General features: G+C 68.1%; 22 protein-coding genes. 13 read left to right on the top strand and 9 right to left on the bottom strand.

Translation table 11 applies throughout. From position 1 onward, the window contains the following. Nucleotides 1–56 precede the first annotated feature (56 nt). Nucleotides 57–956: a peptidoglycan DD-metalloendopeptidase family protein gene (locus AC1RB9_RS28105; RefSeq protein ID WP_003096656.1), complete on the top strand. Its 900-nt coding sequence runs from the start codon at nt 57–59 to the stop codon at nt 954–956. A gap of 34 nt (nt 957–990) precedes the next feature. Here the strand turns inward: AC1RB9_RS28105 and AC1RB9_RS28100 are convergent, their stop codons facing one another. The 3 genes from AC1RB9_RS28100 to phoB form a co-directional block, all read right to left on the bottom strand. Further along, nucleotides 991–2,331, bottom strand: a complete 1,341-nt coding sequence (locus AC1RB9_RS28100) for a hemolysin family protein (RefSeq protein ID WP_003096655.1) — start codon at nt 2,329–2,331, stop codon at nt 991–993. A 102-nt stretch (nt 2,332–2,433) separates the two neighbouring features. Next, on the bottom strand, nt 2,434–3,765 hold the full coding sequence (gene phoR, locus AC1RB9_RS28095) for a phosphate regulon sensor histidine kinase PhoR (protein WP_003121316.1): 1,332 nt from the start codon (nt 3,763–3,765) through the stop codon (nt 2,434–2,436). A gap of 72 nt (nt 3,766–3,837) precedes the next feature. Continuing rightward, on the bottom strand, nt 3,838–4,527 hold the full coding sequence (gene phoB, locus AC1RB9_RS28090) for a phosphate regulon transcriptional regulator PhoB (RefSeq protein WP_003096653.1): 690 nt from the start codon (nt 4,525–4,527) through the stop codon (nt 3,838–3,840). A gap of 176 nt (nt 4,528–4,703) precedes the next feature. Here phoB and AC1RB9_RS28085 point away from each other — a divergent pair, with 176 nt between their 5' ends. Beyond that, the gene (locus AC1RB9_RS28085; protein ID WP_003096652.1) at nt 4,704–5,087 is read left to right on the top strand and encodes a COG4315 family predicted lipoprotein; all 384 of its coding nucleotides are present in this window, start codon (nt 4,704–4,706) and stop codon (nt 5,085–5,087) included. A gap of 23 nt (nt 5,088–5,110) precedes the next feature. Here AC1RB9_RS28085 and ubiA read toward each other — a convergent pair whose 3' ends face one another. From ubiA to glcC, 3 genes are all read right to left on the bottom strand, one after another. Then, a complete protein-coding gene (ubiA, locus tag AC1RB9_RS28080; RefSeq protein WP_003096650.1) occupies nt 5,111–6,001 on the bottom strand; it encodes a 4-hydroxybenzoate octaprenyltransferase in 891 nt (296 codons plus the stop codon). Nucleotides 6,002–6,027: 26 nt separating this feature from the next. Further along, nucleotides 6,028–6,564, bottom strand: coding sequence for a chorismate lyase (locus AC1RB9_RS28075; RefSeq protein WP_003114374.1), 537 nt, complete (start codon nt 6,562–6,564; stop codon nt 6,028–6,030). 79 nt (nt 6,565–6,643) lie between these two features. Further along, nucleotides 6,644–7,399 carry a transcriptional regulator GlcC gene (gene glcC / locus AC1RB9_RS28070; RefSeq protein WP_003457902.1) on the bottom strand — a complete coding sequence of 252 codons (756 nt, stop codon included), beginning with the start codon at nt 7,397–7,399 and terminating at the stop codon, nt 6,644–6,646. Nucleotides 7,400–7,604: 205 nt separating this feature from the next. On the opposite strand from glcC, the gene glcD reads away from it, so the two are divergent. The 9 genes from glcD to AC1RB9_RS28025 all read left to right on the top strand — a co-directional run bounded on the left by glcD (nt 7,605) and on the right by AC1RB9_RS28025 (nt 14,685). Beyond that, nucleotides 7,605–9,104 carry a glycolate oxidase subunit GlcD gene (gene glcD / locus AC1RB9_RS28065; RefSeq protein ID WP_003104603.1) on the top strand — a complete coding sequence of 500 codons (1,500 nt, stop codon included), beginning with the start codon at nt 7,605–7,607 and terminating at the stop codon, nt 9,102–9,104. After that, the gene (glcE, locus tag AC1RB9_RS28060; RefSeq protein WP_003136272.1) at nt 9,104–10,183 is read left to right on the top strand and encodes a glycolate oxidase subunit GlcE; all 1,080 of its coding nucleotides are present in this window, start codon (nt 9,104–9,106) and stop codon (nt 10,181–10,183) included. The genes glcD and glcE overlap by 1 nt, the downstream gene beginning before the upstream one ends. 9 nt (nt 10,184–10,192) lie before the next feature. Further along, the gene (gene glcF / locus AC1RB9_RS28055) at nt 10,193–11,419 is read left to right on the top strand and encodes a glycolate oxidase subunit GlcF (RefSeq protein WP_003457898.1); all 1,227 of its coding nucleotides are present in this window, start codon (nt 10,193–10,195) and stop codon (nt 11,417–11,419) included. A 4-nt stretch (nt 11,420–11,423) separates the two neighbouring features. Continuing rightward, the gene (locus AC1RB9_RS28050; RefSeq protein WP_003098332.1) at nt 11,424–11,825 is read left to right on the top strand and encodes a heme-binding protein; all 402 of its coding nucleotides are present in this window, start codon (nt 11,424–11,426) and stop codon (nt 11,823–11,825) included. Between the two features lie 133 nt (nt 11,826–11,958). Beyond that, nucleotides 11,959–12,126, top strand: a complete 168-nt coding sequence (locus AC1RB9_RS28045) for a rubredoxin (RefSeq protein WP_003098330.1) — start codon at nt 11,959–11,961, stop codon at nt 12,124–12,126. Between the two features lie 183 nt (nt 12,127–12,309). Further along, nucleotides 12,310–12,477, top strand: coding sequence for a rubredoxin (locus AC1RB9_RS28040; protein ID WP_003098329.1), 168 nt, complete (start codon nt 12,310–12,312; stop codon nt 12,475–12,477). A 51-nt stretch (nt 12,478–12,528) separates the two neighbouring features. Then, nucleotides 12,529–13,683 (top strand): rubredoxin-NAD(+) reductase AlkT, encoded by a 1,155-nt coding sequence (gene alkT / locus AC1RB9_RS28035; RefSeq protein WP_003098326.1) that lies wholly within the window; start codon nt 12,529–12,531, stop codon nt 13,681–13,683. Between the two features lie 201 nt (nt 13,684–13,884). Beyond that, nucleotides 13,885–14,157, top strand: a complete 273-nt coding sequence (locus AC1RB9_RS28030; protein ID WP_003096630.1) for an HU family DNA-binding protein — start codon at nt 13,885–13,887, stop codon at nt 14,155–14,157. Nucleotides 14,158–14,292: 135 nt separating this feature from the next. Next, the gene (locus tag AC1RB9_RS28025; RefSeq protein WP_003096629.1) at nt 14,293–14,685 is read left to right on the top strand and encodes a hypothetical protein; all 393 of its coding nucleotides are present in this window, start codon (nt 14,293–14,295) and stop codon (nt 14,683–14,685) included. Nucleotides 14,686–14,756: 71 nt separating this feature from the next. Here AC1RB9_RS28025 and AC1RB9_RS28020 read toward each other — a convergent pair whose 3' ends face one another. The 3 genes from AC1RB9_RS28020 to oxyR form a co-directional block, all read right to left on the bottom strand. Further along, a complete protein-coding gene (locus AC1RB9_RS28020; protein WP_003098324.1) occupies nt 14,757–16,166 on the bottom strand; it encodes an HDOD domain-containing protein in 1,410 nt (469 codons plus the stop codon). 89 nt (nt 16,167–16,255) lie between these two features. Next, nucleotides 16,256–18,331 carry an ATP-dependent DNA helicase RecG gene (gene recG, locus AC1RB9_RS28015; RefSeq protein WP_003096624.1) on the bottom strand — a complete coding sequence of 692 codons (2,076 nt, stop codon included), beginning with the start codon at nt 18,329–18,331 and terminating at the stop codon, nt 16,256–16,258. Further along, nucleotides 18,328–19,260, bottom strand: coding sequence for an oxidative stress transcriptional regulator OxyR (gene oxyR, locus AC1RB9_RS28010; protein WP_003096622.1), 933 nt, complete (start codon nt 19,258–19,260; stop codon nt 18,328–18,330). Before oxyR ends, recG begins: the two co-directional genes overlap by 4 nt. A gap of 137 nt (nt 19,261–19,397) precedes the next feature. Between oxyR and AC1RB9_RS28005 the strand changes: the two genes are divergently transcribed. Then, nucleotides 19,398–20,249 (top strand): SDR family oxidoreductase, encoded by an 852-nt coding sequence (locus tag AC1RB9_RS28005; RefSeq protein ID WP_003457896.1) that lies wholly within the window; start codon nt 19,398–19,400, stop codon nt 20,247–20,249. Beyond that, nucleotides 20,249–21,049 (top strand): AraC family transcriptional regulator, encoded by an 801-nt coding sequence (locus AC1RB9_RS28000; RefSeq protein WP_003457893.1) that lies wholly within the window; start codon nt 20,249–20,251, stop codon nt 21,047–21,049. Before AC1RB9_RS28005 ends, AC1RB9_RS28000 begins: the two co-directional genes overlap by 1 nt. Nucleotides 21,050–21,115: the final 66 nt, after the last annotated feature.

The raw sequence follows: 21,115 nt of genomic DNA, 5'->3' as shown, positions 1-21,115 counted from the left end.
AAGCGCTGCTAGTCTTGCCGATTCGGGATAACCAGAACGACACGATCCGTGCAGTCATGCTAGGGCGCCTTCTCCTTCTCTGTGGCCTGTTCGCCGCGGCAGCTCCGGCTGCGGCCCTGACCATCTACAAGTACACCGACGCCAATGGCGTGGTGACCTACTCCGACCGCGCCGTGGCCGGGGCGCAGGTGTTCGTCTTCCGCGACCGGATGGTCGAGCACCTGGAACGGGAAGTGAAGCTGGAGACGAAGAAGCACGCGGGTGGCGAGACCCTGCAGGTGCGCAACGACCTCTACGCGCCGGTCGAGGTCGAGTTGCGGATCCGCAACCCGCGCAATGCCGTCGGGGTGCCCGACGGGCCGATTCGCTGGGTGGTCCCGGCGCGCAGCCAGGTGCGCCTGGCGACCCTGGCGCCGCGCAAGGCCGGCAAGCCGATGAGCTACACGCCGAAGCTGCGCTATGCGCTCGGCGACCCGCGCCAGCAGCCGCTGCTCTATCGCTATCCGTTGCCCTGGCGCGGCGGGCCGTTCCGCCTGTCCCAGGGCGCCAATGGCAAGTACAGCCACTTCACCCCCAAGGGCCGCTACGCGATGGACATCGCCATGCCCGAGGGCACGCCGATCATCGCCGCCCGCGGCGGCACCGTGGTGAAGATCGAGAACAACCAGAGCGGGCGCGGCAACAATCCCTCGGGCAACTTCGTCCGCATCCTGCACGACGACGGCACCATGGGCGTCTACCTGCACCTGATGCGCCATTCGGTACTGGTCGCCGAGGGCCAGCGGGTCCAGGTCGGCACGCCGCTGGCGCGCTCCGGCAACACCGGCAACAGCAGCGGGCCGCACCTGCACTTCGTGATCCAGCGCAACGTCGGCCTGGCGCTGGAGTCGATTCCCTACGACTTCGCCCAGCCGGTCGACAGCCTGCCGAACTTCGCCATCGTCCGCGAGCCTTGAAAAGTCGCCGGCGCCGTGGCGGCGCCGGCTCGTCTCAATCGAGCTTGACCACCTTGGCCAGGACGATCTTCGGACCGCGCATCTTCTTCACGATGATCCGCAGGCCCTCGGTGTCGAGGACTTCCTCTTCCTCCGGCACCCGCTTCAGGGTGTCGTAGACCAGCCCGGCGAGAGTGTCCGCCTCGACATGATCGAGGTCGATGCCGAGCAGGCGCTCGAGCTTGAACAGCGGTGTGTCGCCGCGCACCAGCAGCTTGCCCGGCTGGTAGGCGAGGATGCCGCGCTCGGTCTTGCGGTGTTCGTCCTGGATGTCGCCGACCAGCACTTCCAGCACGTCCTCCATGGTCAGGAAGCCGACCACCTTGTGATCGGCCTCTTCCACCACGGCGAAGTGCGCGCCGCCCTTGCGGAACTGCTCCAGCAGGCGCGACAGCGGGGTGTGCTTGGTGACGATCTCCAGCGGGCGCACCAGTTCGTCGAGGTCGAAGGTCTCCGGCAGGCTGTCCAGGGCGGACAGCGCCAGCAGCAGGTCCTTGATGTGCAGCAGGCCGATGAACTCGCCCTTGTGGCTGTCCCAGACCGGGTAGCGGCTGTACTTATGGCGGCGGATCACCGCGAGGATGTCCGCCAGCGGCGCGTCGTGCTCGAGGTAGACCAGGTCTTCGCGGGAGTTGGCCCAGTCGACCACCTCCAGCTCGCCCAGCTCCACCGCCGAGGCCAGCACGCGCATGCCCTGGTCGCTGGGGTCCTGGGCGCGGCTGGAGTGGAGGATCAGCTTCAGTTCGTCGCGGCTGTAGTGATGCTCGTGGTGCGGGCCGGGCTCGCCCTGGCCGGCGATCTTGAGGATGGCGTTGGCGCTGGCGTTGAGCAGCCAGATCGCCGGGTACATCAGCCAGTAGAAGAGGTACAGCGGCACCGCCGTCCACAGCGACAGCAGTTCCGGTTTGCGGATCGCCCAGGACTTGGGCGCCAGCTCGCCGACCACGATGTGCAGGTAGGAAATGATGAAGAACGCGGTGAAGAAGGAGATCCCGCGGATCAGTTCGTCGGAATGCACGCCGATCATCGCCAGCAGCGGTTCCAGGAGTTCGGCGAAGGCCGGCTCGCCGACCCAGCCCAGGCCCAGGGAGGCCAGGGTGATGCCCAGCTGGCAGGCGGACAGGTAGGCGTCCAGCTGGTTGTGAACCTTGCGCAGGATGGCGCCGCGCCAGCCGTGCTGCTTGGCGATGGTTTCCACGCGGGTGGCGCGGAGCTTGACCATGGCGAACTCGGCGGCGACGAAGAAGCCATTGAGTAGGACGAGGAAAAGCGCGAAGAGGATCAGGCCGGCATCGGCGAAATAGGTGGCGATGCTGGTACTAGGAGAAGGGTCCATGGGGGTGTGCGGTAGCCAAAAGGCCCTTAAGAATGAGGGGCTGTGTCGTCGCTTGCAAGCCTTGGCCGTGCCGACGCCGGCGGCGCGGCACCGCGACGAGGCTCACTTCGGCGCCTTGCGCTCGGCCTCGGCGACCTGCGCCGGGGCGAAATGGCAGGTGAAGGTGCTGCCCTTGCCGGGCACGCTGCTGATTTCCAGGCGCGCGCGGTGGCGGATCAGCACGTGCTTGACGATGGCCAGGCCGAGGCCGGTGCCGCCGGTGTTGGAGGCGCGGCTGGAGTCCACCCGGTAGAAGCGCTCGGTCAGGCGCGGCAGGTGCTTGGGGTCGACGCCGATACCGGTGTCCTGCACCGACAGGTGCGCGCCCTGTTCGTCGGCCCACCAGCGGATGCGGATCTCGCCTTCGTCGGGGGTGTACTTCACCGCGTTGAATACCAGGTTGGAGAAGGCGCTGCGCAGTTCCGCCTCGCTGCCCTTGAGCTGCACAGCGGGTGCGGCGTCCAGGCTGATGCGGTGGTTGCGCCCGGCGGACAGGGCCTGGGCGTCGTTACGGATGCTGGCGAGGAGAGCGTCCACCGCCACCGGCTTGTTGTCGCCGGGGTAGTCGGTGGCCTCCAGCTTGGCCAGCAGGAGCAGGTCGTTGAGCAGGTTCTGCATGCGTCCGGCCTGCTGCTGCATCTGCTGCAGGGCGCGCAGCCAGCGCGGGTTCACATCCTCGACGTTGTCGAGGAGGGTCTCCAGGTAGCCGGCGATCACCGTCAGCGGCGTACGCAGCTCGTGGGAGACGTTGGCCACGAAGTCCTTGCGCATCTGCTCCAGCTGGTGGACGCGGGTGACGTCGCGGACCAGCATCAGGTGCTCGCGGTTGCCGTAGAGGGTGATGTGGAATTGCAGGCGCAGGCGCTCGTTGATCGGCGAGGGGATTTCCAGCGGCTCGCGGTAATCCTCCTGGTCGAAGTATTCCTTGAAGCGCGGATGGCGGATCAGGTTGCTCACCGGCTGGCCACCGTCCTGCGGGGTCTTCAGGCCGAGCAGGTTTTCCGCGGCGAGGTTCCACCATTCCAGGTTGCCGTCGCTGTCGAGCATGATCACCGCGTCACGCAGGGCCGCGGTGGACTCCTGGATCCGGTCGATCACCGCCTGCAGGCGGCCACGGGCGCGCTGGTTGCGGCGTTGCAGGTGGTAGATATTGTCGAAGACTTCGCCCCAGAGGCCGTAGCTGTCCGGCGGTGGCTCGTCTGGCTGGTGGTTGCGCAGCCACTGGTGCAGGCGCAGTAGCTGCCAGAGGGTCCAGCCGAGGTAGAGAGCCAGGCCGAGGGCCAGGGCCCAGCCGTAATGGCCGCTGACCACGCCGAGCACGAGGCTGGCGGCCAGCACGAGAAGCAGGTGGCGGATCAGCGCTCCACGCCAGTCTTGGTTCACGACGGATTGCATCCTGTCCAGTGGCGGTCCGTCACGGACCGTCCAGGGGAAACGACTCCGGCCGCTGGGCGGCCGGGAGCGGGGTCAGCTCTTGGTGGAGAAACGATAGCCGGTCCCGCGGACAGTCTGAACCAGATTTTCGTAGACCTCGCCGAGCGCCTTGCGCAGGCGGCGGATATGCACGTCGACGGTGCGCTCCTCGACATAGACGTTGCCGCCCCAGACCTGGTCCAGCAGTTGGCCGCGGGTATAGGCGCGTTCCTGGTGAGTCATGAAGAACTGCAGCAGGCGGTACTCGGTGGGGCCCATCTCGGCCGGCTTGCCGTCGATGGTCACGCGGTGGCTGATCGGGTCCAGCAGCAGGCCGCCGACCTCGATCGGCGCCTCGCTGTCGCCAGGCCCGGTGCGGCGCAGCACGGCCTTCAGGCGGGCGACCAGCTCGCGGGGCGAGAACGGCTTGGTGATGTAGTCGTCGGCGCCGACCTCCAGGCCCTGGATCTTGTTGTCCTCCTCGCCCTTGGCGGTGAGCATGATGATCGGGATGTCGACGGTCAGTTCGTCACGCTTCAGGCGTCGCGCCAGTTCGATGCCGGAAGTGCCGGGGAGCATCCAGTCGAGCAGGATCAGGTCCGGCTTGCGGTCGACGATCACCGCGTGCGCCTGCTGGGTATTTTCCGCCTCCAGGCACTCGTAGCCGGCCATCTCCAGGGCCACGGCGATCATCTCGCGAATCGGTGCTTCGTCATCAACGATGAGGATTGTCTTGCCAACCATGGTCTTGCCTCGGGTCGATCTGTCTTGCGCCGCATTAGATAACGAAATTGTGTCAGGTATGTGACACAACGGCGTAGTTTCCGCCGACTGCCCGCGGCGGGGCTATGCTCAACAGGTTCCGGTGCCGTCCCTGCGGGCGGCGAACGCTCCACCTGAAGACACAGGAGAGAGATGCGATGAACAGAATCCACCTGGCGCTGGGTCTGGCGCTGGCCCTGCCGGCGTTCGCCGCGCTGGCCCAGGAAACGGTGGCGCCGGCCACCGAAAAGGACGGCGTGCTGGTCGATGGCAAGGGCATGACGCTCTATACCTACGACAAGGACAGCGAAGGGCAATCCGCCTGTTCCGGGCAGTGCGCGAAGAACTGGCCGCCGCTGGCAGCGGCCCAGGGAGCGCAGGCCAGCGGCGACTGGAGCCTGGTCGCTCGCGAGGACGGCACCCAGCAGTGGGCCTACTACGGCAAGCCCCTTTATACCTTCATCCAGGACAAGAAGCCTGGCGACAAGAACGGTGACGGCAAGATGGGCGCCTGGCACGTCGCCCAGCCGGACATGGACTAGACGGTCGCCGGCCTGCGCGCCGCTCAACGCAGCGCGTAGTCGGCGACCGTGCCGAGGAAGATCGCCAGGCCAGCCCAGTGGTTGTGCAGGAAGGCGCGGAAGCAGGCCTGCGGGTCGCGGTCGCGGGTCGACCAGGCTTCCCAGACGAAGCAGGCCGCCGCCACCGCCAGGCCGAGGTAGAAGCACAGGCCCAGTTCGAAGCGGTTGCCGGCCAGCGCCAGCAGGAGCAGGGTCAGGCCCTGCAGGCTGCCGATGATCAGGCGGTCGGCATCGCCGAAGAGGATTGCGGTGGACTTGATGCCGATCTTCAGGTCGTCCTCGCGGTCGGTCATCGCGTAGTAGGAGTCATAGGCGACCGTCCACAGCACGTTGGCCAGGAACAGCAGCCAGGCGCTGGCCGGCAATTCGCCGCGCTCGGCGGTGAAGGCCATCAGGATGCCCCAGGAATAGGCGGCGCCCAGCACCACCTGCGGATAGTAGGTGTAGCGCTTCATGAAGGGGTAGAGCGAGGCCACGGCTACCGCGCCGAACGACAGCCAGACGGTCGTTGCGTTGGTCAGCAGGACCAGGCCGAAGCTCAGCGCGACCAGGACGGCGAAGGTGATCCAGGCCTCGCGCACGCTGATCTTGCCGGTGGCCAGCGGACGCGCCTTGGTGCGTGCGACATGGCCGTCGAAATTGCGGTCGGCGAAATCGTTGATCACGCAGCCGGCTGCGCGCATCAGGATGACGCCGAGGACGAAGATCAGCAGGTTCTTCAGTTCCGGCACGCCGTCCGCGGCGATCCACAGCGACCAGAGGGTCGGCCAGAGCAGCAGGTAGATGCCGATCGGCCGGTCCAGCCGCACCAGTTGGACGAAGTCCCAGGCGCGGGGGTGCAGGCGGGCCAGCGGCTTGATCAGGGTGACGAACATGGGGACCTCCGGAGTCGACCGGGGGATTATACGTCGGCGATTCCCGCCTGGTCCCACAGGCGCGGTAGGTACACCTCCGCCACCAGCACCCCGAGCGCGCCGCGGGAAAACCGTGAGCGACGGCCCCAGAGACCCTCGGCGCGGACCTCGGCGGGCAGACCGGCCGCCGGATAGCGGCAGACTTCGATGGGCCCGCGCTCGAAGGCGCTGTCGCTGAACAGCAACTCGCCCAGCGAGCGGGTGCCGAGCAGCGCCAGGTCGAAGCCCGAGCCTTCCAGGGCGCTGCGCGCCGCCACGCTGCGGGCGAACACCCAGGGACGGTCGTGGCCATGCAGGTAGACCTCGCGGACCCAGCCGCTACTGCCGGTAGGGACGTCGAGCCCCTGGCATTCGTCGTCGCGCAGGGTCTGCCAGCCTTCCAGCAGGGGTTCGACGCGGAACGCGCCGTCGGCCAGGGCGGTCAGGCGCCGGGTCAGCGACCCCTCGTCGAACAGCCAGTCGAGGACGGCGGGGGAGACGCTGGACAGTTGGTCGGCGCGAAGCCAGAGCGCATTGCTGGGCATGACGGGACTACGAGACGGCGGCAGAAGGCGGCGAGGGTAGCACGTTCGGTCGGCGGCCGGTCTGCGACGCGGTGGCGCGTCACCCCCAGCCGTTCAGGCGCAGGGTGGCGCGGACCAGGCGCTGTTCTTCCTGCTCGATCTCCCGCAGGTTGTCGCGGATGCTGTGGATATGTTCGCGCGCCGCCCGTTGCGCCTGGTCCGGCTGGCGCTCGCGGAGGGCCGCGTAGAGGCGCGCGTGCTGGCGGTCGATCTGGCGTTTCTGCGGCGGCCGGTGATAGAGGTTGTTCACTGAGGCGAACACCGTGCTCAGCAGCAGTTCGTTGAGCGATTGCAGGGTATGCACCAGCACCGGATTGTGCGATGCCTCGCTGATCGCCCGGTGGAACGCGTGGTCGCGGCGGGCGTGCTCGCGGGGATCGATCGGCTGGGTTTCCTCGTGGCTGGCGAGCATCTCTTCGTAGCGCCGGGCGAGCAGGACGAAGTCTGCCTCGGTGCCGCGTAGCGCTGCCAGGCGGGCCGCCTCGCCCTCCAGCAGGGCGCGGACTTCGAGCAGGTCGTAGAGGGTGCGCGGCTGGGAGCCGAACAGGTGCATCAGCGGGCTGGCGTCGGCGTTGCAGTTGAGATCGGCGATGAACGACCCACGGCCATGCTCGGTATCGATGATGCCGCGCCCGCGCAGCGCCCGCAGGCCCTCGCGCAGGGCCGAGCGCGAGCAGCCGAGCTTGGCCACCAGGCGCCGCTCGGACGGCAGTGCCTGGCCGACCTTGAGCACGCCGTCGACGATCAGCCGCTCGATACGCTCGGCGACCTGGTCGGCCACCCGCTGTTTCTGCATGGAAGCTCCCGTTGCACTGGTAGGACCAGTTGGCTGTCGTTATTCACTATAGAAGCTCACGGGCTTTCTAGCATGCGCCTCATGCCCATGGCTCCTGGCGATACTGGTAGGACCAGTTCGACGCCTGCTGGACCCCGGCCGTCCGCGCGGTACAGGCTGTGGACGCTTGCTGATCCCGCCGACAACCACAACAAGGACAGCCGCCATGAACATCCTCTACGACGAGCGTCTGGACGGTCCGCTGCCGCAGGTGGACAAGGATGGCCTGCTGGCCGAGTTGCGCCTCCGCCTGCCCGACCTCGAACTGCTGCACGCGGCGGAAGACCTGCGTCCCTACGAGTGCGACGGACTCTCGGCGTATCGCTGTACGCCGTTGCTGGTGGCATTGCCGGAACGCATCGAACAGGTTCAGGGCCTGCTCGCCCTCTGCCATCGGCTGAAGGTACCGGTCGTGGCGCGCGGTGCCGGCACCGGCCTGTCCGGCGGCGCGCTGCCGCTGGAGAACGGCGTGCTGCTGGTGATGGCGCGTTTCCGGCGGATCCTCGAGATCGATCCGCTGGGTCGTTTCGCCCGGGTCCAGCCTGGCGTGCGCAACCTGGCGATCTCCCAGGCCGCTGCCCCTCATGGTCTGTACTACGCACCGGACCCGTCCTCGCAGATCGCCTGCTCCATCGGCGGCAATGTCGCGGAGAACGCCGGCGGCGTGCATTGCCTGAAGTACGGCCTGACCGTGCACAACCTGTTGCAGGTGGACATCGTGACCCTGGAAGGCGAGCGCCTGAGCCTGGGGTCCAGCGCCCTGGACAGCGCCGGCTTCGACCTGCTGGCGCTGTTCACCGGCTCCGAAGGGCTGCTCGGCGTGGTGGTGGAGGTCACCGTCAGGCTGTTGCCGCGCCCGCCGGTGGCGAAGGTCCTGCTGGCCAGCTTCGACGATGTGGAAAGCGCCGGGCGGGCGGTGGCCGACCTGATCGGTGCCGGCATCGTCCCGGCCGGGCTGGAAATGATGGACAACCTGTCGATCCGCGCCGCCGAGGACTTCATCCATGCCGGCTATCCGGTCGATGCGGCGGCGATCCTGCTCTGCGAGCTGGACGGCGTGGAAGCCGACGTGCACGAGGATTGCGAGCGGGTCCGCGAGCTGTTCGAGGCGGCCGGCGCTACCTCGGTGCGACAGGCCCAAGACGAGGCCGAGCGCCAGCGCTTCTGGGCCGGGCGCAAGAATGCGTTTCCGGCGGTCGGGCGGATTTCCCCCGATTACTACTGCATGGACGGCAGCATCCCGCGCCGCGAGCTGCCGCGGGTGCTGCATGGCATCGCCGAGCTTTCGCGCGAATACGGCCTGCGGGTGGCCAACGTATTCCACGCCGGCGACGGCAACATGCACCCGCTGATCCTCTTCGACGCCAACCTGGCGGGCGAGCTGGAGCGCGCTGAAGCGCTGGGCGGCAGGATCCTCGAGTTGTGCGTAGCGGTAGGCGGCAGCATCACCGGCGAACATGGCGTCGGCCGCGAGAAGATCAACCAGATGTGCGCTCAGTTCAATGCCGACGAGCTGACCCTGTTCCACGCCGTGAAGGCGGCGTTCGACCCGGCCGGGCTGCTCAATCCCGGCAAGAACGTGCCCACCCTGCATCGCTGCGCCGAGTTCGGCGCCATGCACGTCCGCCACGGTCGACTGCCGTTCCCCGAACTGGAGCGTTTCTGATGAGCCAGCCGTATTTCGATCCGGACGCTGGCGCCGACCATGCCGGCGCGCTGCTCGAGCGGGTCCGCGACGCCCTGGCGCGGCGCGCGCCGCTGCGCATCGTCGGTGGCGATAGCAAGGCGTTCCTCGGCAGGCCGGTTGCGGGCGAACCGCTGGCGCTCGCCGAACACCGTGGGATCGTCGCCTACGATCCCTGCGAACTGGTGATCACCGCCCGTGCCGGTACGCCGCTGGACGAGCTACAGGCCGTGCTGGCGCGCGGCGGGCAGATGCTTGCCTGCGAGGCGCCGGGTTTCGGCGGCCGGGCGACGGTCGGCGGGGTGCTCGCCAGCGGCCTGTCCGGACCGCGCCGGCCCTGGGCGGGAGCGGTACGCGATTTCGTCCTCGGGACGCGGCTGATCAGTGGCCTGGGCACCCACCTGCGCTTCGGCGGCGAGGTGATGAAGAACGTCGCCGGCTACGACCTGTCGCGGTTGCTGGCGGGCAGCTTCGGTTGCCTCGGGGTGGTCACCGAAGTGTCCTTCAAGGTGCTGCCCATGCCGCGCTGCCAGGCCGGCCTGAGCCTGGACCTGCCGGTGGCGACGGCGTTGCGCAAGCTGGCCGAGTGGGGAGGCCAGCCATTGCCGATCAGTGCGGCCTGCCACGACGGCGAAGCCCTGCGCCTGCGCCTGGAGGGCGGCGAGGGCTCGGTACGCTCGGCGCGCGACCGCCTCGGTGGCGAAGCGCTCGAGGACGGCTTCTGGGCCGACCTGCGCGAGCAGCGCCTGCCGTTCTTCGACGACCCGCGACCGCTCTGGCGCCTGTCGCTGCCGGCGCTGGCGCCGGAGACGCCGTTGCCCGGTCGTCAGTTGCTGGACTGGGGCGGGGCGCTGCGCTGGCTGAAAAGCGACGCGCCGGCCGCGGACATCCGTGCGTGGGCCGCCGCCCATGGCGGTCACGCCACCTGCTACCGCGCCGGCCATCTCGATGCGCCGTTCCAGCCGCTACCGCCTGGACTGCTCGGCCTGCACCGGGCACTCAAACGCCAGCTCGACCCGCAGGGCATCTTCAATCCCGGGCGGATGTACGCCGAACTCTGAGGAGGCGCGATGCAAACCAACCTCTGCGATTCCGCCCGGCAACGCGCCGAGGCCGCCGAAGCCGAGCGCATCCTGCGCAGCTGCGTGCACTGCGGTTTCTGCAACGCCACCTGCCCGACCTACCAGGAGCTGGGCGACGAACTCGACGGCCCGCGCGGACGGATCTACCTGATCAAGCAGTTCCTCGAGCGCGACGAGGCCAGCGAGCGCACCCGCCTGCACCTCGATCGCTGCCTGAGCTGCCGCAACTGCGAAACCACCTGCCCGTCCGGAGTCGAGTACCACAAGCTGCTGGATATCGGCCGCGACCTCCTCGCCGAACGCCTGCCGCGCGGCTTCCGGCAACGCCTGCTGCGCGACGGGCTGCGCCTGCTGGCCCCGCGCCCGGGGTTGTTCGGCGCGCTGGCCGGCGCTGCCGGGCGGCTGAGGCCTCTGCTGCCTGAGGCGATGCAGGGCAAGCTGCCACGTCGGGTCGCGGCGCCGGGCAGGCGGCCGCAGCTCCGGCATGCGCGGCGCGTGCTGCTGCTCGAAGGTTGCGTGCAGCCGGCGCTGTCGCCGAACACCAACGCCGCCGCCGCGCGGGTTCTGGACCGCCTGGGAATCAGCGTGACGCCGGCGGCCGCGGCCGGCTGCTGCGGCGCGCTGGATTTCCACCTGGATGCGCAGGAGCGCGGCCGCCAGCGCGCGCGGCGCAATATCGACTCCTGGTGGCCGTTGCTGCGCGAGGGTGCCGAGGCCATCGTGCAGACCGCCAGCGGCTGCGGCGCCTTCGTCAAGGACTACGCCTACCTGCTGCGCGACGACCCACGGTACGCGGACAAGGCGCGCGAGGTCGCCGCCGCTGCCCGCGACCTGGTGGAAGTGCTTCGCGACGAGCCGCTGGAGTCCCTCGGCCTGCGCTGCGACCAGCGCCTGGCGTTCCACTGCCCATGCACACTGCAGCACGCGCAACGACTGGGCGGGGCCGTGGAGGCGGTGCTGCGGCGACTGGGCTTCCATCTCACCGAGGTGGCCGACGGTCATCTCTGCTGCGGGTCCGCCGGCACCTACTCGCTGACCCAGCCGGCGCTGTCCCGGCGTCTGCGCGACAACCGCCTGGACGCCCTGGAAAGCGGCGCGCCGGATGTCATCGCCACGGCCAACGTCGGTTGCCAGGCCCATCTCGACGGGGCCGGACGGACCCCGGTACGCCACTGGATCGAGCTGCTCGACCAGGCCTTGCCCGGAGGAGAGTGAAACCATGCACAGCAAGCCGGTACTCGGCCGCGAGGAGGTCGCCCGCGTCCTTGGCGCGGCCCGCGAGGAGGCACAGCGCCAAGGCTGGGCGGTGAGCATCGCGGTGGTCGACGACGGCGGCCACCCGCTGGCGCTGGAGCGCCTCGACGGCTGCGCGCCGATCGGTGCCTACATCGCGACGGAAAAGGCCCGCAGCGCCGCCCTGGGACGCCGGGAAACGAAGCGCTACGAGGACATGATCAACGGCGGACGCAGCGCCTTCCTCTCGGTGCCGCTGCTGCAGGCCACCCTGGAGGGCGGTGTGCCGATCCTGGTGGACGGACAGGTGGTCGGCGCGGTCGGGGTTTCCGGCGTACGCGCCGAAGAGGACGCCCGGGTGGCGCGGATCGGAGCCGAGGGGTTGTGAGGCGACCGGTGGGCACCACCCATCTTTGGTTGGCCCGTTCGGCACCACCTTGCCTTTCGGGCAGGTTGGCGGACAGGGTGGATTTGTTATAGGTTGCCGGCGCTGAACCGTGGTAACCCGCCCGAGGTAAACAATGAAGAAGTGGCAATGCGTGGTGTGTGGACTGATCTATGACGAGGCCAAAGGCTGGCCGGAAGAAGGCATCGAGGCGGGAACGCGCTGGGAAGACGTGCCTGAAGACTGGCTGTGCCCCGACTGCGGCGTCGGCAAGCTGGACTTCGAGATGATCGAAATCGGCTGAGCCCCGCTCGCCGGCGAAGAAGGCGGCCCTGGCCGCCTTTTTTCATGCCTGGCCAGCGGCCGTCCAGGAGTTATCCTTGGGACTTGGGTCCGGTCATTGACTGTCCTGCCGGGAACGCCCGGCAGCCTTGCCGTTGGCCGGCCACCGACGCTGAGCTAGGTTCGACGAACGAGGAGGGTGGCTATGCGCAAGTGGCAATGCGTGGTCTGCGGCTTCATCTACGACGAAGCCCTGGGCCTGCCCGAAGAAGGCATTCCGGCGGGAACCCGTTGGGAAGACATCCCGGCGGACTGGGTCTGCCCGGATTGCGGTGTCGGCAAGATCGATTTCGAGATGATCGAGATCGCCTGAGCGAAATCCACAGAAGCGGCGCCCGGCGCCGGCAATCACAGAGGAACGGAAATGAGCGAGCGTGCGCCCCTGGTAATCATCGGAACCGGCCTGGCGGGCTACAACCTGGCCCGCGAGTGGCGCAAGCTGGACAGCGAGACGCCGCTGCTGATGATCACCGCCGACGACGGCCGTTCCTATTCCAAGCCGATGCTCTCCACCGGCTTCTCGAAGAACAAGGACGCCGACGGCCTGGCCATGGCCGAACCGGGCGCCATGGCCGAGCAACTGAACGCACGCATCCTGACCCATACCCGGGTCACCGGTATCGATCCCGGCCATCAGCGGATCTGGATCGGCGAGGAAGAGGTGCGTTATCGCGACCTGGTCCTGGCCTGGGGCGCGGAGCCGATCCGGGTGCCGGTCGAGGGCGATGCCCAGGACGCGCTCTACCCGATCAACGACCTGGAAGACTACGCGCGCTTCCGCCAGGCGGCTGCCGGCAAGCGCCGGGTACTGCTGCTCGGTGCGGGGCTGATCGGTTGCGAATTCGCCAACGACCTCTCCAGCGGCGGCTACCAGCTCGACGTGGTGGCGCCTTGCGAGCAGGTCATGCCGGGCCTGCTCCACCCGGCCGCGGCGAAGGCCGTGCAGGCAGGCCTGGAAGGCCTCGGCGTGCGCTTCCACCTGGGGCCGGTGCTGGCCAGCCTGAAGAAGGCCGGCGAGGGGCTGGAAGCGCATCTTTCGGATGGCGAGGTGATTCCCTGCGACCTGGTGGTCTCCGCCGTCGGCCTGCGTCCGCGCACCGAACTGGCCTTCGCCGCCGGGCTGGCGGTCAACCGCGGGATCGTCGTCGACCGCTCGCTGCGCACCTCCCACGCCAACATCTACGCGCTGGGCGACTGCGCCGAAGTGGACGGCCTCAACCTGCTCTATGTGATGCCGCTGATGGCCTGCGCACGCGCGCTGGCGCAGACCCTCGCCGGCAACCCCAGCCAGGTGGCCTACGGTCCCATGCCGGTGACGGTGAAGACCCCGGCCTGCCCGCTGGTGGTGTCGCCGCCGCCCCGCGGAATGGATGGCCAATGGCTAGTGGAAGGCTCTGGAACGGACCTCAAGGTCCTGTGCCGGGATACCGCTGGTCGAGTGATCGGTTATGCCCTGACCGGAGCGGCGGTGAACGAAAAATTGGCCCTGAACAAAGAGTTACCCGGCCTCATGGCTTGAATGCCATTGGTTCCGGCCGTTATGCCGTCGAGACTTGCGGCAAAATTGTCGGACGATACTGGCGCAGTCCTCGGGAGCATGCCATCCTCCATCGCGTCTACCGCAGTCTAGAGCCTATGGTTCCGGTGGACTGCGGTGCCTTTGAGCGCTGCTGGGAAGACAGCACGGACACAAAAACAACAAACCGTCAAAGAGGCAACTATGCGTAAACCAGAACTAGCCGCCGCTATCGCCGAAAAGGCCGATCTCACCAAGGAACAGGCCAATCGCGTTCTCAACGCCCTGTTGGATGAAATCACCGGCGCGCTGAACCGCAAGGACAGCGTGACCCTGGTCGGTTTCGGCACCTTCCTGCAACGCCATCGCGGAGCCCGCACGGGGAAGAACCCGCAGACCGGCCAGCCGGTGAAGATCAAGGCCAGCAACACCGTCGCCTTCAAGCCGGGCAAGGCCCTGCGCGACGCGGTCAACTGACCGCCGAGAGCCCGGAGTCAGAGCGGCTCCGGGCTTCGTCGAAGACGCTTCCGCGCTCATCGAAAGGACAGCTGTAGTCCTCCTCGCGAACAGCTACAATGCGCCGCTCATCTCCCCGGATATCGAGGCGCGTGCATGAAATTTCGTCTTCTCCTGTGGATGCTTGGTCGCCTGATGGCCAAGGCCAGCCGCGACAATCCCGCTTTCCAGAAGCAGCTCGAGGGCAAGGACCTGGTGTTCCAGTTGCATACCCTCGACGGCAAGGTGGCGCGCCACTACCTGGTCAGGGACCTGCGCGTCAGCAGCAAGCGCGGTACCCATCCGCAACCGGCATTTTCCCTGGGGTTCAAGGACGGAGCCTACGGTTTCGCCGCGATGACTTCGAAGAACCCGCAGTTGGCCTTCATGCAGGGCATCCAGAACAAGGACATCCAGATACAGGGCAATCCGGCGCTGGTGATCTGGTTCCAGGGTCTGGTGAAGTACCTCAAGCCGAAGAAGAAGGCTCCGGAGAAGAAAGCCGCCTGAGGGCGGCTTTCGATCTCATCCGGGCTGCGGCCGCAGCCTTTCGGTAGTGCGTTTCGCGGCGGACTACCCGGTCACCCCGGCAAGCGATTGAACTGGGCCGCCAGTTCGCGCAGGGCCGCTTCCGCTTCCAACACCTTTTTCACGGCGTCCCCGGCCTTCTCCGGGGTGATCCCCAGGCGCTCGTACAATGCCGCCGGAATCGCTTGCTGCGGGCCATCGCCGATGCCGCTGTTGCGCAGCAACCGGTTGGTCAGGCAGATCAGGTTGGCGTAGACCGCGTTCGGCCCGGTGTAGCTGGGGTCCTGCTGGAAGCGCAGGGCGCAATAGAGGTCGTCAGGCATGTCCCAGACGCGCATCAGCCAGGCGCCGATCTGCTCGCGGGTGATCCCCAGCAGGTGCTGTTCGATATAGGCATGGCCGAGGTGCGGGTTGACCTCCAGGTGCCGGCAGATCAGCGAGAAATGCGGCGGGAAGACATGCGCCAGGACCAGGTAGCCGAAATTGTGCAGCAGGCCGCCCAGGTAGCTCAGGCCGGACTCCGGGCGCAGCTCGCGCGGCATGGCGCGGGTCAGGCCCTCGATCACCGCGGCGGTGTAGATCGCTTGCTGCCAGTAGGGCGTGGCCTGCTGTGGCTGGTCCTTGGGCAGGCTCAGGCTCTTGCCCAGGGCGAGGCCGAGGGCCAGGTTGATCACCAGGTCGAAACCGAGGACGCGGACGATCGCGTCTTCCACCGAGCGGATCTTGCCCGGAGCGGCGTAGTAGGGCGAGGCCGCCCAACTGACCACCTGGGCGGCGAGCGCCGGATCGGTTTCCACCAGACCGGTGATGTCGTCGACGCTGGCGTTGGGGTCGACCCGCAGCTTGATGATCTTCTGCGCCGTCTGCGGCAGCGGTGGAATCTCGATGGTCTGCTCCAGGCGCTGCTGGATGCGCCGGGCGGTGAAGGCCTGCACGGCCTGGCTGATTTCCGCGCGGTCGTCGTCCGGGCGGTCAAGGTTCAGGTTGATGTTTTCCAGCGGTTCGCCGAAGCGCGCGGCGCTGGCCTTGCCCAGCAGGCCGCGGAAGTCGTTGCTGGCGATCTCCAGGAGGATGCCGGGCTGGCCGGACTCGATCAGCAGGCGCGGTTCCTGCAACAGGCGCTCGTCGTACAGGCAGGGCGAACTGGTCAGGGGCGGCAACGCCGGCAGGCGGTGCAACTCGTGCTTGCCGAGCATTCGTTCCAGGCGCTCGGGCTTGATCGCCAGCAGCTTGCGGCCGGTCAGTTCGGTGAGCCGGGCGAGGTCCAGCAACTGGCTCTGCGGGAACAGCACCAGCAGGGTGCCGACGGCGTCGTCCAGCAGCACCGCCTGGACCCGGCGGGCGGCAGGCAGCTCCGCGCTGTCGCTGACCTCGCGGCAGGCGATGCCTAGCTTGGCGAGCAGCTGGAGGATGACCTGGGGGGCGTGAGGAGCATCGGCGGAGGCCAGGGCGGCTTCTGTCATGACGAGACCATGCGAGCTGGATTTTCCCTCAGTATAACCAGAGCTGCTTCAAGACTGAGACCTACGCCGGTCAGCGAGAGCGAAATAGATCACACTTGACCGTATTGCTGGCCGTGGCGCAACCACCGTTCGAGCAGCGGGCTGACATGCTGCGGCCAGTGCGCCAGGAGGGATTGGGCGGCATCGCGGACCGCCGGCAGCAGGTCTGCGTCGCGCATCAGGTCGGCGACCTTGAATTGCAGCAGGCCGGTCTGGCGGGTGCCGAGCATTTCGCCGGGGCCGCGCAATTCCAGGTCCTTCTCGGCGATGACGAAGCCGTCGCTGGTTTCGCGCATGATGCCCAGCCGCTCGCGGCCGATCTGCGACAGCGGTGGGTGGTAGAGCAGCACGCAGTGGCTGGCGGCGCTGCCCCGGCCAACCCGGCCGCGTAGCTGGTGCAGTTGGGCCAGGCCAAGGCGCTCGGGGTTCTCGATGATCATCAGGCTGGCGTTGGGCACGTCGACGCCGACCTCGATCACCGTGGTCGCCACCAGCAGTTGCAACATGCCTTCCTTGAAGGCCTCCATCACCACGGCCTTGTCCGCCGGCTTCATGCGCCCGTGGATCAGGCCGACACGCAGTTCGCCCAGCGCCGAGGAAAGCTCTTCGTAGGTGGTCTCGGCGGCCTGGCAGGTAAGCTCCTCGGACTCTTCGATCAGGGTACACACCCAGTAGGCCTGGCGCCCTTCGCGGCAAGCCGCGCGGACTCGCTCGATCACCTCGATACGGCGGCTGTCGGCCACCAGCACGGTATTCACCGGGGTACGCCCGGGCGGCAGCTCGTCGAGGATCGAGGTGTCGAGGTCGGCATAGGCGCTCATCGCCAGGGTCCGCGGGATCGGCGTGGCGGTCATGATCAACTGGTGCGGGCAGAGCCTGCCGTCCACGCCCTTCTGGCGCAGGGCCAGGCGCTGCTGCACGCCGAAGCGGTGCTGTTCGTCGATGATCGCCAGTGCAAGGCGCTTGAATTTCACTTCATCCTGGAACAGCGCGTGGGTGCCGACCACCATCGGCGCGCCGTCGCCGATGCGTTCCAGTGCCGCCGCGCGGGCCTTGCCCTTGAGCTTGCCGGCCAGCCAGGCGACTTCGATGTCCAGCGGCTGGAGCCACTTGCTGAAGTTGAGGAAATGCTGCTCGGCGAGGATCTCGGTCGGCGCCATCAGCGCCACCTGGTAGCCGGCCTCTATGGCTTGCAGGGCGGCGAGGGCGGCGACCACGGTCTTGCCGGCGCCGACGTCGCCTTGCACCAGGCGCAGCATCGGTTCGTCCTGGGCCAGGTCGTAGGCGATCTCCGCGCCGACCCGGCGTTGCGCGCCGGTCGGCTGGAAGCCGAGGTTGGCAAGGAAGCGTTTCGGCAAGCGGCTGGCCGCCGGCAAGCGCGGCGCTGCCTGCGAACGCACGGCTTCGCGCAGGCGCTGCAGGGATAACTGGTGGGTCAGCAGTTCTTCGAAGGCCAGGCGCAACTGCGCCCAGTGCCGGCCTTCGGCCAGTTCCTCGATGTCGGCATCCGGCGGCGGCCGGTGCAGGTAGCGGATCGCCTGGTCGAGCGGGCCAAGTTGGTAATCGCGGGCCAGTTCCGCCGGCAGCCAGTCGGGCAGGCTGCTGGGACCGAGCATGGCCAGGGCCTGTTGGCTCAACTGGCGCAGGCGCTGCTGGGTGAGGCCCTCGGTAGTCGGGTAGATCGGCGTCAGGGTCTGCTCCACCGGAATCGGCTCGTCGCCGTTCAGCGCGCGGTATTCCGGATGGTAGATCTCCAGGCCCGAGGCGCCCGGCCGGACTTCGCCGTAGCAGCGCAGGTGGGTGCCGCGCTTGAGACCGTCCTTCTGCGCCTGGCTGAAATGGTAGAAGCGCAGGCTCAGGGTGCCGCTGCCGTCCTGCAGGCGCACCAGCAGGCTGCGGCGGCGCCCCATCACCACGTCGGCGCCGGCCACCACGCCCTCGACCACCGCGTCGGCCCCTGGCCGCAGGGCGCCGATGGCGGTGACGCGGGTACGGTCCTGGTAGCGCAGGGGCAGGTGGAACAGGATGTCCTGCAGGGTTTCCAGGCCTACCCGAGCGAGCTTCTCCGCCAGCGCGGCGCCTACGCCCTTTAGCGCGGTGACCGGGACCCTGGACAGCTCGGTCATGCGATTTGCGGTTGTTCCTGGGTTTGCGGGCGGGCCACCGAGCACAGGCGGATCGAGTCGGCCAGCACTTCGATGGCGCGTGGACGCGGGAAGCTGGCGCGCCAGGCGATGGCAACGGTACGGAACGGCACCGGCGCGCTGAACGGGCGCACTTCGATGACGCCCGGGGCGTAGTGGTGGCTGTCCACCGCGGAGAACGGCAGCACCGAGACGCCCAGTCCGGAGGCGACCATGTGGCGGATGGTCTCCAGCGACGAGGACTCCACCGTGGTGTGCTTGTTCTCGTCGCCCTTGCGCACGGTCGGGCAGGCTTCCAGCACCTGGTCGCGGAAGCAGTGGCCTTCGCCGAGCAGGAGCAGGCTCTTGTCGTTGAGCAGCTCGGAATCGATGCTGGCCTTGGCGGTCCAGGGGTGGTCGGCCGGCATCAGCACATAGAAAGGCTCGTCGAACAGCGGCTTGGTCAGGACGTCGGCTTCCTGGAACGGCAGGGCGATGATGATCGCGTCGAGTTCGCCGGTGCGCAGCTTGTCGCGGAGGATATGGGTGAAGTTCTCCTCGATGTACAGCGGCATCTGCGGCGCGACCCGGTGCAGCTGGGGAATCAGGTGCGGGAACAGGTACGGTCCGATGGTGTAGATGGCGCCGACCTTCAGCGGCGCGGCCAGCTGGTTCTTGCCGGCCTGGGCCAGCTCGCGGATGCCCTGGGCCTGTTCGAGGACCTTCTGCGCCTGGGCGACGATGCCTTCGCCCACTGGCGTCAGGCGCACGGCGCTCTTGCTGCGCTCGAAGATCAGCACCCCCAGCTCGTCCTCGAGCTTCTTCACGCCGACCGAGAGGGTCGGTTGGCTGACGTGGCAACGCTCGGCGGCGCGGCCGAAGTGTTGTTCCTGGGCGAGGGTGACGATGTAGCGCAGTTCGGTGAGGGTCATGGCTGCTCATCCGTTAAGATCGGCCAAGCATAGCGGCTGCACCGCCGCGAACCAACCTCCGGGGGCATGATCGGGCGTGCATTGCAGACGATTCGACGCCTACACTGCCCGCCTTGTTGTAGGAAGGAGACGGCTTCATGTCGCAAACAGTGATGATCGCCGGCTGCGGCGATGTCGGCGGGCGCCTCGGCGAGGCTCTGCTGGCCGATGGCTGGCGGGTCCATGGCCTGCGTCGCTCGGTGGACGCCTTGCCGCAGGGGATCCTGCCGGTGGCTGGCGATCTGCAGGCTCCGGAGTGTCCCGCGCAGTGGCCGAGCGAGCCGCTCGACTACCTGGTGTACAGCGCCGCCGCCAGTCAGCACGACGAGGCTGGCTACCGTGCCGCCTACGTCGACGGCCTGCGCCATGTGCTGGGCTGGTTGCAGGCCCACGGCCAGCGGCCCAGGCGCCTGCTGTTCGTCTCCAGCACCGGGGTCTACGCGCAGACCGATGGCGGCTGGATCGACGAGGAGTCGCCGGCGCTTTCCCAGGCCTATTCCGGACGGATCATGCTCGACGCCGAGCAGGTCGCGCTGGACAGCGGGATACCGGCTACCCGCGTGCGCCTGGCCGGCATCTACGGTCCGGGGCGGGAATGGCTGCTCAACCAGGTGCGCCAGGGTTACCGGGTGGTCAGCGAGCCGCCGCTGTATGCCAACCGGATCCACGCCGACGATGCGGCCGGGCTGCTGGCCTTCCTGTTGCGCGCCGATTCCGGCGGCCAGGCGCTGGAGGACTGCTACATCGGTGTCGACGACGCGCCCGTGGCGATGCACGAGGTGGTCGACTACCTGCGCCAGCGCCTGGGCGTCAGCCAATGGGCCGACGAACATTCGGTACGCCGCGCCGGCAGCAAGCGTTGCAGCAACCGCCGCGCCCGGGCGCTCGGCTGGGTGCCGCGCTATCCCAGCTACCGCGAGGGCTATGCGGCGGTGCTCGGGGACGCCTGATGGCTGCCAACCGGTTGTTGGCGCGTCCCTGGCTGCCTGGCGTGGAGCTGTTCCATGCGGACTTCTCCGGCCAGGCATTCGGCCGCCACAGCCATTCGGCCTTCGCCATCGGCTCGATCCTCCACGGCGTCGGCGGCTACCAGTGCCGCGGGCGGCGCCATGCGCTGCCGGCCGGCACCCTGTCGCTGATGAACCCGGAAGAGCCGCATACCGGGCACGCCGAATCCGAGCGGCTGGTCTACCGGATGCTCTATGTCGAGGAAACGCGCCTGCTCGGCCTGCTCGGCCGCAAACAGTTGCCGCGCGGCTTCGGCGAACTGAACCCGGCCGACGACGGCAGCGTGGCGGTTGGCCTGGCGCGACTGGCCGAGGACTTCCAGCGCAGCGACGCATTGGGGTTGGAAAGCCGCCTGCTGGCCTTGCTCGAACAGGTCTTCGTGCGCCACGGCGGCTTGCGCCCGGCGGCCGCGGCGCCCCGCGACGGCGGAACCACCGCACGCCTGCGCGATTACCTGGAAGCGCATGCCACCGAGGCGCTCGGTCTGGACCAGCTGGCGCAGTTGCTGCAGCGCCACCCGCGCCACCTGATCGAGGCTTTCCGGCGTGCCTACGGCGTGCCGCCGCATACCTACCAACTGCAATGCCGGGTGCGCCAGGCCAAGCGCCTGTTGCTGGAAGAGCGGCCGCTGGCGGAACTCGCCCAGCACCTCGGCTTCTACGACCAGTCGCACTTCTCCACGACCTTCCGGCGTTTCACCGGGGTCACTCCGGGGCAGTTCCGGCGCAGCGCCAAGACCTGAGTTTTTTCCAATACGGCGCCCGCCGCGCTGCACAGACTGGAGACCTTCGCGTTTCGAGGGGCCTTC

It is taken from the genome of Pseudomonas sp. 20-5 (assembly GCF_056782835.1).
This window is presented reverse-complemented; position numbering and strand designations above follow the sequence as displayed.

Excerpts from the sequence above, each read along its gene's own strand:
- glcE (WP_003136272.1), top strand. The coding sequence starts at position 9,104 with ATGAGCCAGCCGTATTTCGATCCGGACGCTGGCGCCGACCATGCCGGC.
- AC1RB9_RS28050 (WP_003098332.1), top strand. The coding sequence starts at position 11,424 with ATGCACAGCAAGCCGGTACTCGGCCGCGAGGAGGTCGCCCGCGTCCTT.
- AC1RB9_RS28105 (WP_003096656.1), top strand. The coding sequence starts at position 57 with ATGCTAGGGCGCCTTCTCCTTCTCTGTGGCCTGTTCGCCGCGGCAGCT.
- AC1RB9_RS28100 (WP_003096655.1), bottom strand. The coding sequence starts at position 2,331 with ATGGACCCTTCTCCTAGTACCAGCATCGCCACCTATTTCGCCGATGCC.
- AC1RB9_RS28025 (WP_003096629.1), top strand. The coding sequence starts at position 14,293 with ATGAAATTTCGTCTTCTCCTGTGGATGCTTGGTCGCCTGATGGCCAAG.
- oxyR (WP_003096622.1), bottom strand. The coding sequence starts at position 19,260 with ATGACCCTCACCGAACTGCGCTACATCGTCACCCTCGCCCAGGAACAA.
- AC1RB9_RS28005 (WP_003457896.1), top strand. The coding sequence starts at position 19,398 with ATGTCGCAAACAGTGATGATCGCCGGCTGCGGCGATGTCGGCGGGCGC.
- AC1RB9_RS28000 (WP_003457893.1), top strand. The coding sequence starts at position 20,249 with ATGGCTGCCAACCGGTTGTTGGCGCGTCCCTGGCTGCCTGGCGTGGAG.
- AC1RB9_RS28030 (WP_003096630.1), top strand. The coding sequence starts at position 13,885 with ATGCGTAAACCAGAACTAGCCGCCGCTATCGCCGAAAAGGCCGATCTC.
- phoB (WP_003096653.1), bottom strand. The coding sequence starts at position 4,527 with ATGGTTGGCAAGACAATCCTCATCGTTGATGACGAAGCACCGATTCGC.
- recG (WP_003096624.1), bottom strand. The coding sequence starts at position 18,331 with ATGACCGAGCTGTCCAGGGTCCCGGTCACCGCGCTAAAGGGCGTAGGC.
- AC1RB9_RS28085 (WP_003096652.1), top strand. The coding sequence starts at position 4,704 with ATGAACAGAATCCACCTGGCGCTGGGTCTGGCGCTGGCCCTGCCGGCG.
- AC1RB9_RS28045 (WP_003098330.1), top strand. The coding sequence starts at position 11,959 with ATGAAGAAGTGGCAATGCGTGGTGTGTGGACTGATCTATGACGAGGCC.
- AC1RB9_RS28020 (WP_003098324.1), bottom strand. The coding sequence starts at position 16,166 with ATGACAGAAGCCGCCCTGGCCTCCGCCGATGCTCCTCACGCCCCCCAG.
- phoR (WP_003121316.1), bottom strand. The coding sequence starts at position 3,765 with ATGCAATCCGTCGTGAACCAAGACTGGCGTGGAGCGCTGATCCGCCAC.
- AC1RB9_RS28075 (WP_003114374.1), bottom strand. The coding sequence starts at position 6,564 with ATGCCCAGCAATGCGCTCTGGCTTCGCGCCGACCAACTGTCCAGCGTC.
- glcF (WP_003457898.1), top strand. The coding sequence starts at position 10,193 with ATGCAAACCAACCTCTGCGATTCCGCCCGGCAACGCGCCGAGGCCGCC.
- AC1RB9_RS28040 (WP_003098329.1), top strand. The coding sequence starts at position 12,310 with ATGCGCAAGTGGCAATGCGTGGTCTGCGGCTTCATCTACGACGAAGCC.
- glcD (WP_003104603.1), top strand. The coding sequence starts at position 7,605 with ATGAACATCCTCTACGACGAGCGTCTGGACGGTCCGCTGCCGCAGGTG.
- glcC (WP_003457902.1), bottom strand. The coding sequence starts at position 7,399 with ATGCAGAAACAGCGGGTGGCCGACCAGGTCGCCGAGCGTATCGAGCGG.
- ubiA (WP_003096650.1), bottom strand. The coding sequence starts at position 6,001 with ATGTTCGTCACCCTGATCAAGCCGCTGGCCCGCCTGCACCCCCGCGCC.
- alkT (WP_003098326.1), top strand. The coding sequence starts at position 12,529 with ATGAGCGAGCGTGCGCCCCTGGTAATCATCGGAACCGGCCTGGCGGGC.